Below are 13,255 nucleotides of genomic sequence, written 5' to 3'. Positions count from 1 at the left end.
TGCTGCTGTCTGGGAGTGAACAGGGCAGCATCTCTTTTCAGGGCCGGCGCCCAGCCATCAACATGGACTTCCAGAACCATGGGCAGCGGCCGGCACCCATGAACTTCAGATCCACGAATCCGGCCTCCGACAACAGCTCGGTGAGGGTGGGGCGTGAGAAGAACTTGATGTGGCCACCGTCCCAGAGGGCCGTGAAGTGACCGTCGAGCTTCCCGCTCAGCGCCAGGGCCAGATTCTTCCAATAGCCGTGGTAGGGCGTGGAGCAGATGAATCGGCCACCGGTCCTGAGGCTTCCGAAGGCCGCTGTGGCCCACTGACGGGGGGCGTAACAGTGCTCCACCACCTCGGTACTGATCACCACATCGAAGGGCGGCAGCTCCAGTGCCTGGAGTGCATCAGGCGCAGCAGGAGCCTGATGAAAGGCCACCGCAGGAAAAGATCGACGCGCCACAGCAATGCCGCTGACACTGGGATCCACACCCACCACCTGGTAGCCAAGGCGGCTGAGGTGGGCACTAAGAGCGCCGTTGCCGCAGCCCAGATCGAGGATCCGACAACCAGGAGCTGTGCCCTCCTGCAACAGGCTCAACAGCGGCCTGATCAGATAGGCGAGGGTGTGGGGAATCTCCTCTGACCAGCGGTAATCGAAGTGGGAGATGGGATCAGCCACGCGGAACGTCACCCACAACCTCCGACTGCCGCGCCTCCCAGAGCATCAGGCTGAGCATCAGCTCCACCAGCATCCGCTGGAAGGCGTAATACCAGCCGCGCCAGCCATCGAGCAGGCCGCGGTGCCACACCAGGCAGAGCAGCAGCACCGCGAAGGGAGCGATCCCATGGCGCAGGCGCAGCCGGTCGGCGCGAGAGAGCTGGTGGCGGGGGGTGGTGCGCAGCTTGTGCACCTCCTGGGGCAGGTAGCGCCGTTGGGCTTCCAGCCAGCGATCCAGCGATTTGCGGTCGTCGTGGAGGATGGGCTCAGCCAGCTCCACAACGCGGCCGTGGGGCAGGAAGCGGTGGGCGTGGCCATCGTTCACGTAGTGGCCCGCACCGGGACGCATCAGATTGATGCGAGGAGGCAGCAGCGCGCCACGCAGGGGGCGGCCATGCACCAGGTAGCGAAACGGCGTGCGCACAGCCGCCACATCCGTCTCCAGGGTGGCGATCAGCGCAGACAGAGCCGCGCCAAAGGCCGGGGTGATGCCGTGATCAGCATCCAGGCTCAGACACCAGGGGGTGCGGATCAACCCGAGGCCAACGTTGGCCTGCGCCGCGAAGTTGTCGAACTGCCGCATCACCACCTCCACCAGGGGGAAGCCATGGAGGATCTCCAGGGTGTGGTCGGTGCTGCCGCTGTCGATCACCACGATGCGCCGTGCCCAGCGCAGACCCTCGAGGGTGCGGCCGATATTGTCCTCCTCGTTGTACGTGAGGATCAGCGGGGTGACCTGATCGAGTGAATCAGCCACGGTATCGGGCAGCGAAGATGGCGGAGCGGGCTGGAAGCATGGCGTCTAAAGATAGTGAGATGACCCTCTGATCCTCGACATGTGCAGCATCAGGCAGGCTCGACTGAGCCGATCGCAGCCCAGCCCAGGTCTGGGTTCAACCTGGCGGCATTCCTCCTTCACGATCCATTCCAGATGCGGCGCATGACCAGACCCCCTTGGATGAATCACGGGACGTTGAATGGAAGCTTTCAGCCTTGTTTCGCAATCGCCTCAACGTCGTTGAGGCCCTTGAAATCGGTGTCCACGGTGTAGAACCGGGCCTGATGGATGCGGGCCGCGGCGAAGAGGATGATGCCTGTCATCGGCAGACGCAGGGAGTGGCTGAGCTGGACAGCGGCGATGGCCACCACAGCCTGGGTGGTGATCGCAGGCACGATCAACGCGGATTCGGCATCCAGAACATCAAGACAGCGGCTGGCCGGACACGCACAGGCGATCAGCCTCCCGATTCACAGGGTGGCCTCAGGCTGAGCAACTTCAGAGCCGAGCCACTCCTGAGAAAGCTCGGCGATGGCACGGAACTCCGGATCTTTGTGCAGCAGGGTGGCAGGCCTTGAGACTGGCGGCCCGCTCCAGCAGCGGCTCGCTAGCTTCGATCCAGTCGAGCGGCGGAGCCTTGAGTTGCTCGTAGGACAGACGACCAGCCCGCTCGCCTTCGTCTTTCCACACCCGGTAGAGCACCTCCATGCGGCTGAGGAAGCAGGCGCAACATCGGTGAGAGTCCCCGAGAGCCTGCTCCACCCGGTCGGCACCGGGCTCATCGTCGCGTAGGGTGAGCAAGGCGGAGGTGTCGAGCAGCAGCAGCAGGCCAGCCATCAGGCTTCGCCGACACGCTCGTCATGGCGTTCAGCCTTGCCGCTCGGCCACCAGGCGGTCTGCGGAACCACCGCAGCGGCCCTGACCGCGGAAGGCCTTCACGGGCGACGGATCCACCGGCACCACACGAATCGAGCCATCGGCCTCCACGATCCATTCGAGCCGCTGCGAGGGGCCAAGCGAGAAGCGCTCACGGATCGGAGCAGGAATGACCGTCTGGCCGCGGGCGGTGATGGTGCTGCGCATGACGGAGGCGAGGGGCGGAAAACCCAGAGGTGAATTACCAAGTCCTAAGTCAGATAATTCCGAGCGCTGGGCACAGCCTGCTTGCCCCCTACCGCTGCCCCATCACCACGGCCGGGTTGCCCCGCAGGAGGGCGCCGGGCGGCACCACACCGCTCACCACCGCCGCCAGGGCGATCACGGCGCCGGGGCCCACCACGGTGCCGGGGGCCAGCACCGCCCGGGCGGCGATCCACACGTCATCGCCCACGGAGATCGGCGCCAGCCGCTGCTCGAAGCCGGCCGAGCGGAAGTCGTGGTTGCCGGTGCAGAGGTAGGCCCCCTGCGACACGCACACCCGGTTGCCGAGCGTCACCAGGGCGAGGTTGTCGAACCAGGCGTGCTCCCCCAGCCAGCAGTGGTCGCCCACCACCAGCCGCCAGGGCAGCTGCACGCGCACGCCGGGCTTGAGGCGGCAGCCTGCGCCGATGCGGGCCCCGAAGGCGCGCAGCAGCAGCACGCGCCAGGGGGACCCTGGCAGCCAGCGGGCCGCCAGCAGCGGCGAGCCCAGGCAGAACCAGACGGTCTGCACCAACCAGGGCCGGCCCGGATGCCAGTGTGGCGGGGTTTGGTAGGCATCGAGGCGCTGGATCACGCGGCGCTGCGGGAGTGATTCAGGATGCGGCAGCGATCGCCGCCTGGGGAGGGCCATCCATGACTGGTTCGGCGGCTCTCAACCGCCAGGCCAGGCGCGTGAGCGACAACTGCATGCCCATCATCAGGCCGATGAAGCAGGCGATGAACGGGTCGGCCAGGATCTGGCCGGAGATGGCCAGGCTGGCGATGTTGGCCAGCACGAAGGCGAGCAGGGCGATGGAATAGCGGCCAAAGGGAGCGTGTGCCGCAAACTGCCAGCGGGCACTGCGCAGGCCTGCCATGAGCAGGTTGCCAATGAATACCAGCATCATCAACAGGCCAGGCACACCGAGCTCCACCATCAGTCGACTCATCCCACTCTCCTGCCAGACCCTGGGCCTGGGGAACGGAATGTTCTGGGCGCCAGGAGTGGCGAACCCCAGGCCCGAACCCCAGAATCCCGTCTGCTGAAACGTGCCGATCACAGCCTCCCAGCCATGCCGCTGGGCCTGGACAGCTACATCATTGGGGTTATCGGTGTAATACCGAACGAATTCAGATTCCGCGCCCAGCCAGTTGCCTACTGAAAACGCAATGAGCAGGGGCAATGCCAGCAACACCAGGCTCTGCAGATCGAGGCCACGCTTGCGACTTTGCAAGATCAGCAGAACCACCATCAACAGAAAAAAGGGCAGCATGTACACCATCTTGCGGCGACCCGATACCGCCAGGGCGGCGATCGCAATTCCTGTGACCGCCAGCCAGCGCCAGCGCCCGGGATCGCGCCCGGCAAAAACAAGCACCAGAGAGAGCATCGCCGCGGCCGCCGCATGCCAGCCCATCACATCGGGGCTGCGGTAGAAGCCCGCCAGGAGCTGCACGGTGTAGCCGGAGCCATAGCGGATCCAGTCAAAATCCAGTGCTTTCGTGCCAACAATGTCGGCAAGGGCATCGACCTTGAAATACTCCAGGAAGGTGCCAGTCAAGGCCACAGCGGTGATCAGGCAGTAGATCGCCAGCAGGCGCCTGAGCTCACGTTCGGAGCGAAGGTAATAGAAACCGATCAGGATCGAGCTGAGAATGATGCCGTAGGAGAGCACGCCAAAGGCCGTGAAGGCCCACGAACCCGGGCCATAGGTGAGCGAAAGGAGCGCCGCGGGAAGGCAGGCCACCACAAACCAGCCCAGGCTTCGGGCCACAGCCGGGAAGGAGGATTGGAAGCCCAACCACACATGCCGGCGGGCACTGATCAGGCCGAAGCCCGTGGCCAGAAACACCGGGATCACAATCAGCAGGAGGCTGCCTGGGGCCCCCGGCACCAGCTTGCGCAGGGGATCCTGCACGGCAGCGATCACCAGCATCCAGATCAAGCCCGAGCGCCAGTTGCCCAAGGCCGAAAGCGTGGCGACAGCACCGAGGGTGAGCAGAACGAACAGTGCCATGGCCGCTGGAGCAAGCGCCGTTGGCTGACGTTAGCCAGGGTCAACCGAGCCGCTCTGATTCCATTGCTCCAGGCAGTGAACCAGTGGTCGGGAGACGGTGCTCCAGCGAAACCGCTCGGCATTGGCCACGGCACTGGCCGACGCCTGCGCCCAGGCGTTGGCATCACAGAGCAGGCTCTGCAGGGCGGCAGCAGCCGCGGCGGGATCCTCCGGTGGCACCACAAGCCCACCGGGGCCCGCAATCTCCGGTGGGGCCCCGAGATCGGCCACCACGCTGGGGGTGCCGAATGCCTGCGCCTCCACGGCGGGCAGGCCAAACGACTCACAGCGGCTGAGCAGGACGAACACCCGGGCCCGGCGGAAGAAACCGTGCAACTCCACCTCAGAGACCCGGCCCTGGATCAGCACTGCATCGGCGAGGCCGAGCGCGGCGATCTGCCGCTCGATCCGGCGCCGGTAGGACGCATCGGCCCAGGGCCCCACGAGGCGCAGTCGCACTGCCACACCCCGGCCCCGCAGCAGCGCGATGGCCTCCACCACCAGTTCGATCGCCTTATGGGGGGCCATCACCGACACGGTGAGCACCTCCAGCAGCCGCGCGTCGAAGCGAGCAATCGGCTGTGCAGCGAGGAAGATGGCTTCATCGATGCCGTTGGCCAGGATCGGTTCCGGGCGGGGTGGGGTGCCGGCATTGCGGGCATAGAGCCGGACCAGGAAGGCCGAATTGCAGAAGAGCAGCCGGGCCCGGCGCTGGGCCCGGCGGTAGGCGTGACGCTGCAGGGCCGCCTTGAGTCTGGCCGCGGGCCCGCGATGCAGAGACGCCACGAGGCACCAAGGGTTCTGCGCCAGCACGATCTGCGGCAGGGCCGTGGCGGGGGTGAGCCCGCCGGTGGGGCTGAGCACCGCGTCGATGTGGTGGCGGCGCAGCAGCAGCGGCAGCAGCGTGTGCTGCCACAGCAGGCGGCCGGTCCAGTGGCGGGTCAGGCCCGGGCATTGCAGCCAGCGCACGGGAGCGCCGAGATCCCGGATGAGATCGCGGTTGCCCCAATGATGCAACACAACAAAGCGATGCTGCTCATGGTGAGCGGCGATCAGCTCGGCGAGATGGCCCAGCAGCACACGGCGTCCCGATAGGTTGGTCACCGCCAGGGCGTCAACGCAAATCTGCATGTCAGTGCGTATATCTCAAGGAGGCCTGCATCTGGACACAGCATGTCGTACAGACAAGCATGCATCAATGACCTATACAACCATTGTGGAGCGCACTTGGGCGCCACCAACGGCATCCATCGCTCAGCGCATGGATTGATAGTGCTCAAGCAGACGTGGATAAAAGGCCGCATGGGAGAGATGCGTAAGCCACAGTTCCCGGTTGCTCGCCTGAATCTGTTCCAGCTGCTTGGCGGTTCGAGAATAGTGCCACTCAGCAATAATCTCAGCGGCCGCTGAAATCTCCGCAGGCTCAATGAAAATGCATCGTTCTCTATAATTAATCTTGCCATCAAACGGCAGAACGATGTCAGAATCAACAAGTATCGGGATCCGCCCTAGGCACAATGTCTCATAAAAACGAACCGAGTAGTTCTCGGTCCCCCGAGTGCATATGGTGTAGAGATTATTATTAATGCAATCAAGATACTCAATTATATATGGGCTATCATCGGTCATCCTATAGTAGGCATTGCTAACCAGGCCTCCGCGATCGCGAAGGATGAATGAAGTGTTAAAAGACTTTTCCCTTGCCAGATTTCTGATCAGCCTTGCCCTGTAAGCGTGCTTGCTATTATTCCGAATTCTTCTTAAGAGTCTATCCGAGTTGATACCGAGAAATGAGAGATAGGTAGCACCAAGCCGCGCCATGTCAGTGAGCTTGGTAAAATTAAAAGGGGTTTTCAGCGGCGCGGCAATTCCGCAAAACCCTATGGAAGGCGTATCCATCTCTCCAACTGGAGACCATGAGCCCTGGACAAGATCAGGAATAAAGAATGGCGAAGCCATAGCATTCTTCGGCTCACACCCCTTGATCAGGCAAGGATTCAGATAAGTATAGACGTCAAAGGGTATAATCACTTCGGATGGCGACAAGATATCAGCGGTGGAACCATGGAGCAAAACCGGTGGCCAAAGCCCGCTACACACACTGGCCTGGGAAATACCAGAAGAGAAGACATGTTGGCAATCATCGTTTCTCCAGTGATAAGGATAGAGCAAAAAATCTGACTCATAAAGATCCGTGGATACCGAGCAAGACTGCGTAAAGTCCATGCCCAGATCAAAGGCAAGTCGTTGACTAGCGCTAGATCCCACTGCAGGGTTTAAACCGAGCAGACTTGTTGCCAAAGGCAGCATCCTGCGACCCTTACTGGCAGCAGTCCACTCTTTTGGAATATGAATCCTGATTCGAGGAACCGCCATGCCCATCAAAGCCAAGAGAATGCTAAATCGAGCAGAATCGGCCAGAAGTATTACGGTTTACGTGATGTGCAAGAAGCATGAACAGGCAGACACCTCGAAACCGCCAGTCACCAAAGGCATTGAGGCTTCAAGAGAGCCAACGCCATCCTCAATGCTCATCCAAGGATCAAATACAAACATTGCAGATTCAGCCAAAGCGATTCAACACGGCTGATTCAAGCATGCCACGAACAATGACTGACAACCTTAGCCATAGTGCATCTTATCCACCTTCTCCCTGTAAAGCCTCCCATAAAGACTTGCATAGGCGTGACCCATACGATCCAATGAAAAACGTGCCGTGTTTGTACGGCCTTGCTCGATCAAATGAACCCTCAGACTTCGATTGCATAGCAGTCTCTTCGCAGCGTGGATCAATCCTTCATGATCTTCCGGTGAGCACGTCAGTGCGGCGGATCCCACCACCTCAGGCAGCGACCCGGCGTTGGAGCAGACCACCGGACATCCCAGCGCCATCGCTTCGAGCGGCGGCCAGCCGAAGCCCTCATAGAGGCTGGGAAACAGCAGCAGGCTGGCCTGGCGGTAGAGCAGCACCAGCTCGGCGTCGCTGGGCGCAGAGTGCCAGTGCACCCGTTCAGTGAGGCCGAGGCGATCGATCTGTCGCCGCAGTGCATCGGTGGCAGCACCGCCGGCGAGCACCAGCTGCAGCTGCGGGAAGGAAGGCGCCAGCGCCGCGAACACGGCGATCACGGCCGGGCGGTTCTTGTAGAAACCGCTGTGGCCCACGTGCAGGATGTAGGGCCGGGGGAGCGGGGCCGTCGCGACGGCCGGGCTCGGCAGGAGCCGCAGGCAGAGGGGCACCACCGCATCCACCTGGCGACCGCCGAGACGCTGAAGATCAGCGGCGGTGGCCTGGCTCACGGCACACACCGCCCCGGCTCGGCGCAGGGCCCGCAGGCTGGCGGCCACGAGCTGGCGAGCCGCCCAGCCGGGAGGCTCGACCCCGGGGAAGTGCCCCTCGGCCTGGAGAGCGGGGATCAGGTCGTGCACGGTGATCAGCGTGCGCGACCAGGGCAGGCCGGCAGCCTGATAGGCATGGCTGCCATCGAGCCAGTGCACCACATCGGCCTTAACCTGGCTGGAGCGCCAGCGGGCCGCCGCGACCGCCGCCAGGCGCTCCGCTGCACCGCGGGGTTGCCGGCGCAGCAGATGCACGGTGCGCAGCTGGACATCTGGAGCCACCGCCTCAACGCTCCGACGCACCAGCTCGGCGTGAATAGACATGCTGCCACAGGCAGCTTGTGGAGCCGCCGAAAGCAAGGCAACTCGCATCATCTCTGTGCCATATAGGAATCTGGAGCCTGATCTTCGACGTCCACAATCTGCTGGATTGGGATGCGTCGCCTAGTTAGCGGCGAATGATGACGAGAAATGAGTCAGGGTGCCCGGAAAGCATGGTCGAACTTACAATCTCAGGGGAACACCCGAGATGACGAAGCCGATCGCAGAGAGACACTGCATATTCCCAAAGCATATCCTCAACTACATAAACGCCACCTTGCCTGAGCTTCGAGAATGAGTTGTTGAAAAGGGTTTCTGCCGCAGCCACAGTGTGCAAGCCATCATCGATAATGAGATCAAAATCAGCAACACCTATATCAAGCCACATCTTCTCTATCAAGTCAATCGACATCTGATCGACAAAATAGGTCTTAATGCGGTCTTCCTGAAACAAAACAGTCTGATCGATGTCGGCACCATAGATCTGTGCATTGGGGAAATAGTCTCGCCAGACTCGAAGGGAAGCCCCTGCGCGCGCGTTCGGACCCATGCTGGAAGAGATCGCTGCATTGCTAGAACCAATGCCACATTCGAACACCCTCCCAATACTGAAGCGACAGTGATCGAACATGCGCGCATAGAACTCACAGTAACGGTGCGGCGGCCACTGGTAAGAATGACCACTCGCCATGCGAGATCCCTTATCTGATCCATGCATATCGCACAGTTCCGCGACTTGGTTACGCGCTTTCATGTCGACCTGCCATGAGAGCGTACCGTTCAGACCGACCCGCACGCCGGACCTGTTCATGCGATATGCGCGGCGGGCAGACGCCAAGGCTGAGCCGAGGATTCGGCTATCAAGTTCCTTGACCCAGGATTGCAGCATCGAAACTCCCATCTTTAGCGAAACGATCCAGAACGCGCTATACGTCGTCTTTACCGAGAATCCAGCTTAGCAATTTCAATCTACACACTATCTAGGCGCACGCCAATAGACAGCCGACCACGAAAACTGATTGATCCCAAATCAAGAAAGAAGCGCCAGATAGATTTGCAATCATCTTCAAAGGTCAAAAGCTCTATAGATACAATGCCAACCGCCTCAGGAAAACCATTCCATGAATTCAAATTTGCCACACCAAGTCCGGATGACGAGGAATATGCACATTGGCCATTCCTCGACTTGCGGAGATATCTGAGTTCTTGCTGGAGGGCCCGACGCGATCTACGCGCATCATATCTTAGACAATCCCATCAAGTCATTGGTGATCAGAGTACGATTGCAAATTTGAGTCGGCTGAGGCGTGAGCGAAAGCCCAGCGAAACACTCTTGAGTTCATATGGCGATCGTATTGGTGATAGATCACGGTCTTCTGCCGTGCACGTAGAGCCAAGGAGTCTCTCACCCATCCCAACATAAAGCGGCGCTTGGGTAGCAAACCAATTGTCTTAATTCCACCGGCCTCTGCTGTACTAACTTCATACACAGGCAATCGCCCGCTGTACGCCAAATAGTTGTGGACTGGCTGATCACCAAACTCCGTGATGCGCACGATACCGACGCGCATGAACTCTTGAGACATCTCCCGGACATAGACCAGCAGGGCATCGCTGGGCCCGTACACTGTTCCGGCACAGAGTATCCTCCTTTCATGCAGTCTCTCCATCTCTTCTTGTCCGTAACATTTCACGATCCAGCTCCGATTTGTGGGCTCTGAGCCGAGAGATAGCGTCACATTCTCTTGCGCCAAGAGCAGATTTCTTCCAGCGCCAAGAGCACTCAACTCTCCAGCAACAACAACATCGCGTGTATCAGTCAGCAATACATGGCGTGAAGCCATCTGCTCAAGAGCATGGGCGTAATGCAGATGTCTCTTCGCGTAGAGCGACATGACCCACTGCTTGCGCAGCTGACGATGCTCTGGATCAGCTTCATGTCCCACAGGAGAGGGGTCGGCAAGTGGCAGGCTTGACACACCATGACGTTGGAATTCGGCGCGGTCGCGCGACCCCAAAGGTGAGGTGATCAAGACGATTTCACTCGTCGGCGAGTTTCGCCGCGCACTGGCGACGAAAGCAACTACATTCGGCCAGACCTGATTTTCGGGGTAGACCGCTAAGCCCAGAAATGCTGTCGGTAGTGTAGACAGAGTTCTGCCTCTATTGAAGATTGCCAAGCGCTACAGGGTCGCGCAGATCCACATGCCTCGGCCCCTTCAGGCGCAGCCACGCTGCCCAACCCATCCCAAGGAGCTCAGCCAGCAGAGTCGCCGGGATCCACCACGGGGCGGCCAGGTGATGGTGGGTGCGGATCGAGCGCAACGGGTAAACCAGCACAGCCTGGAACGCTTGCCACAGGCCGCCAAGGAAGGCGAAGTAGTACTTGCCCACCGAGTGGTGGGGCCGCCAGGTGGTCAGCTGTGTGCCCTTGGCACGCGTGCCGCCCCGCTCGGCCCTCAGGTGGTGCATGCTCACCTCGGGGCGGTATTCGATCGTCGCGCCCGAGGCGCGCACGCGGCGAGCGAACTCGCTCTCGAAGCGCAGGGCGGCACCGCGGAAGTTCTCGTCGAAGCCTCCGATGTGGATGGCCGATTCACGATGGACACACAGGTTGCCAGCCATCACGTCGTCGATCATCGCCGGCTCGGCGCTGTTGAACGGGAACCAGCTATGCCGCCAGCTGCTGCGCGGGATCACGGCTTCACCTGGCTGAAGCACCTGGCCGGCCACGCAGGTGGTGCGCGCATCGAGGCTGTTCAGCACCTGGGCGAGAGAGGCGACCATCGCCGGGGCGGGCACGATGTCGTCGTCCAGGAACAGCACGTACGGGGTGCGGGCCAGCAACAGGCCAAGGTTCATCGCGCGGGGGATGCTGGGCGGCGCGAAAAACACGTGGCGCAGCTCTCCGCTGGCAGACCACCGCTGCAAAGACTGGACCGTCTGCGGTTCGTGCTGCGGGGTCTGGTCGACCACGATGATGTCGGCAGCCCTCACGGGCTGCGCCATCAGAGCGCGCAGTGTGTCCACCAGCACGGCCTCGCGGCCGTAGGTAGGGATCACGATGCTGATGTCGTCAGCCCGGGTCATGTCATGCAGCAGCCCTCAGGCGGCGCCGCCAGTGACGGCCAGCCCACTGCCAGCGCAGCATCGACGGCCGCCAGCGGCCCAGGCGGTAGTGGCGGTCGTCCCATCGGCGCGATGCGGGCTGGTGCCGGGCGAGGTCGAGGCACCACTCCACGGTGCGGTGAAAGACGACATCTGTGGCGAACCACTCGGCCCAGGCCCGGCGGGCGGCCTGCTGCATTTGCGCATACTGAGTCTCGGCCTTCTCGAGCAGCGCCGGGAGGGAGCTGATCTTGTCTTCGCGCACCATCAACGAGAAAGACGGCCAATCGGGCCCCGAGCAGGGGATCCACTCGTCCGACACGATCACCGGCACGCGGCCGGCCCTCAAGGTTTCGAACAGGCGGAAGCTGGAACTGCCGTAACCCCGAGGGCAGAGCACGAAACGGCTGCGTGCCAGCAGGCGCCGAAATGCGGCCGGTGCCAGGCCCCGGTCGGGAAGGCACGCATCGATCACCACGCCTCGGGGATGACGCAGCCTGGCGATGCGTTCGCGAACGGCCGCCGTCTCGGTGCGGCCCACGAACGAGAACAGCAGCTCCTCGGCAGGTTCGGAGGGATGCAACCCTTCCGCTTCGTCGGGCGCCGGCGGCTCGAAGGCCACCCTGAGGTAGGGACCGGTGCGGCTGCGGTGGACAGGATGAGTTGTCTTTTCGGGACAGGCGAAGAGGCCCGGCACGAAGGGCAGCACGCGGTCGCCGGTTGCCATCACGAAGCATCGGGATGCGTGCTGCCTGTAGAGCGGGTGCTGCCGAATGTCGGCCATGTCGGGCACGGCAGGGTCGGTGAACAGGATCAGGTCGGCGTCTTCGGGGCGGCCGGTCAGCCAGTGCTGGCGCACACGGTCACGCTCCGCGGCGACCTGCATGCGAGGCAGGTCGGTCGCGTCCTGGCGGGTCGACAACAGGTAGACCTGGGCCATGGCTCGTCGCCCGTCAGCCCGTGGGCTTCTGGGCCAGCAGGTAGATGTCGGAGCACAGCTGCGGGCGCAGGCGCAGCGGGTGGTCGAACAGCGCCGCGCCCAGACGCACCCAGCGCCTGGACGAGAGGTGGCCCAGCCAGTTGCGGCCGATGATTTCGGAGCGCACCAGCCCCATGTCACGGCAGATGTAGTGCAGGTCGGCCACATCGGGCTCGCGGACGTGACCGCGAAACACCGGCACCTCATACCAGTCACGCATCGTGCTCCACTGGCCGCGGCCGAACAGCAGCGTCAGGCGTTTGCGCAGGTTGGCGCAGTTCGGCACGCCGAGCAGGAAGGTGCCCCCGGGCTTCAGTCTGGCCACCACCTGCGCGAACAGCGCCCTGGGGGAGTGGTGCCAGTGCTCCATGCTGTCGAACGAGGTGATGATGTCGAACGTGCCCGCGATGTCGCCGATGCCGCAGGTCACAACATCGCGGGAGTGCACCTCGATGCCCATCGAGCGGTGTAGGTCCAGGATGGTGCTGCCGGTGGCCTGGTTGACCTCGTCGTTGAAGTCGTCCACCAGCACGACGCGCCGCATGCCCAGCGCCGCGCAACCGATGGAGAAAAGCCCCACGCCGCCCCCCAGGTCCATCAGAGACAGGTTGCGCGGATCGGCACCGGCATGGCGGCGCAGGGCGAAGCCGATGTTGGACGCGATGCGTGGGATGTCGCGGAGTTGGCCTTCGATCAGGGGCGGCGGGTAGCGCCAGGCCTGGGTGCGCAGCAGAGCTTCGGTGATCATCAGGAGCCTGGCGTGTTCAGGGTGGGGCGGGTGCCGCCAGAGGCGTTCTGGCGCAGCAGCTGCTCGTAGAACGCAAGCGTCTCGCGGCCGACACGATCCC

At 62.3% G+C, this 13,255-nt stretch carries 16 protein-coding genes; 1 reads left to right on the top strand and 15 read right to left on the bottom strand.

Features of this window, described 5'->3' with window-relative positions; genetic code table 11:
- Positions 1-37: 37 nt before the first annotated feature.
- The 9 genes from ACLNEE_RS04615 to ACLNEE_RS04575 all read right to left on the bottom strand — a co-directional run bounded on the left by ACLNEE_RS04615 (position 38) and on the right by ACLNEE_RS04575 (position 7,039).
- The gene (locus ACLNEE_RS04615; RefSeq protein WP_411422276.1) at positions 38-670 is read right to left on the bottom strand and encodes a class I SAM-dependent methyltransferase; all 633 of its coding nucleotides are present in this window, start codon (positions 668-670) and stop codon (positions 38-40) included.
- The gene (locus ACLNEE_RS04610; protein ID WP_411422275.1) at positions 663-1,466 is read right to left on the bottom strand and encodes a glycosyltransferase family 2 protein; all 804 of its coding nucleotides are present in this window, start codon (positions 1,464-1,466) and stop codon (positions 663-665) included. Before ACLNEE_RS04610 ends, ACLNEE_RS04615 begins: the two co-directional genes overlap by 8 nt.
- Positions 1,467-1,696: 230 nt before the next feature.
- On the bottom strand, positions 1,697-1,888 hold the full coding sequence (locus tag ACLNEE_RS04605; RefSeq protein ID WP_411422274.1) for a PIN domain-containing protein: 192 nt from the start codon (positions 1,886-1,888) through the stop codon (positions 1,697-1,699).
- 97 nt (positions 1,889-1,985) lie between these two features.
- The gene (locus ACLNEE_RS04600; RefSeq protein ID WP_411422273.1) at positions 1,986-2,324 is read right to left on the bottom strand and encodes a PIN domain-containing protein; all 339 of its coding nucleotides are present in this window, start codon (positions 2,322-2,324) and stop codon (positions 1,986-1,988) included.
- A 30-nt stretch (positions 2,325-2,354) separates the two neighbouring features.
- On the bottom strand, positions 2,355-2,570 hold the full coding sequence (locus ACLNEE_RS04595; protein WP_411422272.1) for an AbrB/MazE/SpoVT family DNA-binding domain-containing protein: 216 nt from the start codon (positions 2,568-2,570) through the stop codon (positions 2,355-2,357).
- An 88-nt stretch (positions 2,571-2,658) separates the two neighbouring features.
- Positions 2,659-3,201 carry an LbetaH domain-containing protein gene (locus ACLNEE_RS04590; protein WP_412006825.1) on the bottom strand — a complete coding sequence of 181 codons (543 nt, stop codon included), beginning with the start codon at positions 3,199-3,201 and terminating at the stop codon, positions 2,659-2,661.
- 19 nt (positions 3,202-3,220) lie between these two features.
- Positions 3,221-4,624 carry a hypothetical protein gene (locus ACLNEE_RS04585; protein WP_411422270.1) on the bottom strand — a complete coding sequence of 468 codons (1,404 nt, stop codon included), beginning with the start codon at positions 4,622-4,624 and terminating at the stop codon, positions 3,221-3,223.
- Positions 4,625-4,654: 30 nt separating this feature from the next.
- The gene (locus ACLNEE_RS04580) at positions 4,655-5,794 is read right to left on the bottom strand and encodes a glycosyltransferase (RefSeq protein WP_411422269.1); all 1,140 of its coding nucleotides are present in this window, start codon (positions 5,792-5,794) and stop codon (positions 4,655-4,657) included.
- A 123-nt stretch (positions 5,795-5,917) separates the two neighbouring features.
- Entirely contained in the window at positions 5,918-7,039 is a 1,122-nt protein-coding gene (locus ACLNEE_RS04575) for an exostosin domain-containing protein (protein WP_412006824.1), read from the bottom strand.
- Here ACLNEE_RS04575 and ACLNEE_RS04570 point away from each other — a divergent pair.
- The gene (locus ACLNEE_RS04570; RefSeq protein WP_411422267.1) at positions 7,038-7,253 is read left to right on the top strand and encodes a hypothetical protein; all 216 of its coding nucleotides are present in this window, start codon (positions 7,038-7,040) and stop codon (positions 7,251-7,253) included. The two genes, ACLNEE_RS04575 and ACLNEE_RS04570, sit on opposite strands and share 2 nt — an antisense overlap.
- Before the next feature lie 32 nt (positions 7,254-7,285).
- On the opposite strand, the gene ACLNEE_RS04565 is transcribed toward ACLNEE_RS04570, so the two are convergent.
- From ACLNEE_RS04565 to ACLNEE_RS04540, 6 genes are all read right to left on the bottom strand, one after another.
- On the bottom strand, positions 7,286-8,323 hold the full coding sequence (locus ACLNEE_RS04565; protein WP_411422266.1) for a glycosyltransferase family 4 protein: 1,038 nt from the start codon (positions 8,321-8,323) through the stop codon (positions 7,286-7,288).
- Between the two features lie 124 nt (positions 8,324-8,447).
- Positions 8,448-9,209 carry a class I SAM-dependent methyltransferase gene (locus ACLNEE_RS04560; RefSeq protein ID WP_411422265.1) on the bottom strand — a complete coding sequence of 254 codons (762 nt, stop codon included), beginning with the start codon at positions 9,207-9,209 and terminating at the stop codon, positions 8,448-8,450.
- Positions 9,210-9,582: 373 nt separating this feature from the next.
- The gene (locus tag ACLNEE_RS04555; RefSeq protein ID WP_412006823.1) at positions 9,583-10,500 is read right to left on the bottom strand and encodes a hypothetical protein; all 918 of its coding nucleotides are present in this window, start codon (positions 10,498-10,500) and stop codon (positions 9,583-9,585) included.
- Complete coding sequence (locus tag ACLNEE_RS04550) at positions 10,484-11,410, bottom strand: glycosyltransferase family 2 protein (RefSeq protein ID WP_411422263.1); 927 nt, start codon at positions 11,408-11,410, stop codon at positions 10,484-10,486. Before ACLNEE_RS04550 ends, ACLNEE_RS04555 begins: the two co-directional genes overlap by 17 nt.
- A 1-nt stretch (position 11,411) precedes the next feature.
- Positions 11,412-12,368 carry an exostosin domain-containing protein gene (locus ACLNEE_RS04545; RefSeq protein ID WP_411422262.1) on the bottom strand — a complete coding sequence of 319 codons (957 nt, stop codon included), beginning with the start codon at positions 12,366-12,368 and terminating at the stop codon, positions 11,412-11,414.
- A gap of 13 nt (positions 12,369-12,381) precedes the next feature.
- Entirely contained in the window at positions 12,382-13,155 is a 774-nt protein-coding gene (locus tag ACLNEE_RS04540) for a class I SAM-dependent methyltransferase (RefSeq protein ID WP_411422261.1), read from the bottom strand.
- Positions 13,156-13,255 lie beyond the last annotated feature (100 nt).

The sequence above is a fragment of the Aphanothece stagnina RSMan2012 genome (assembly GCF_046764815.1).
Lineage (GTDB): Bacteria > Cyanobacteriota > Cyanobacteriia > PCC-6307 > Cyanobiaceae > NIES-981.
This window is presented reverse-complemented; position numbering and strand designations above follow the sequence as displayed.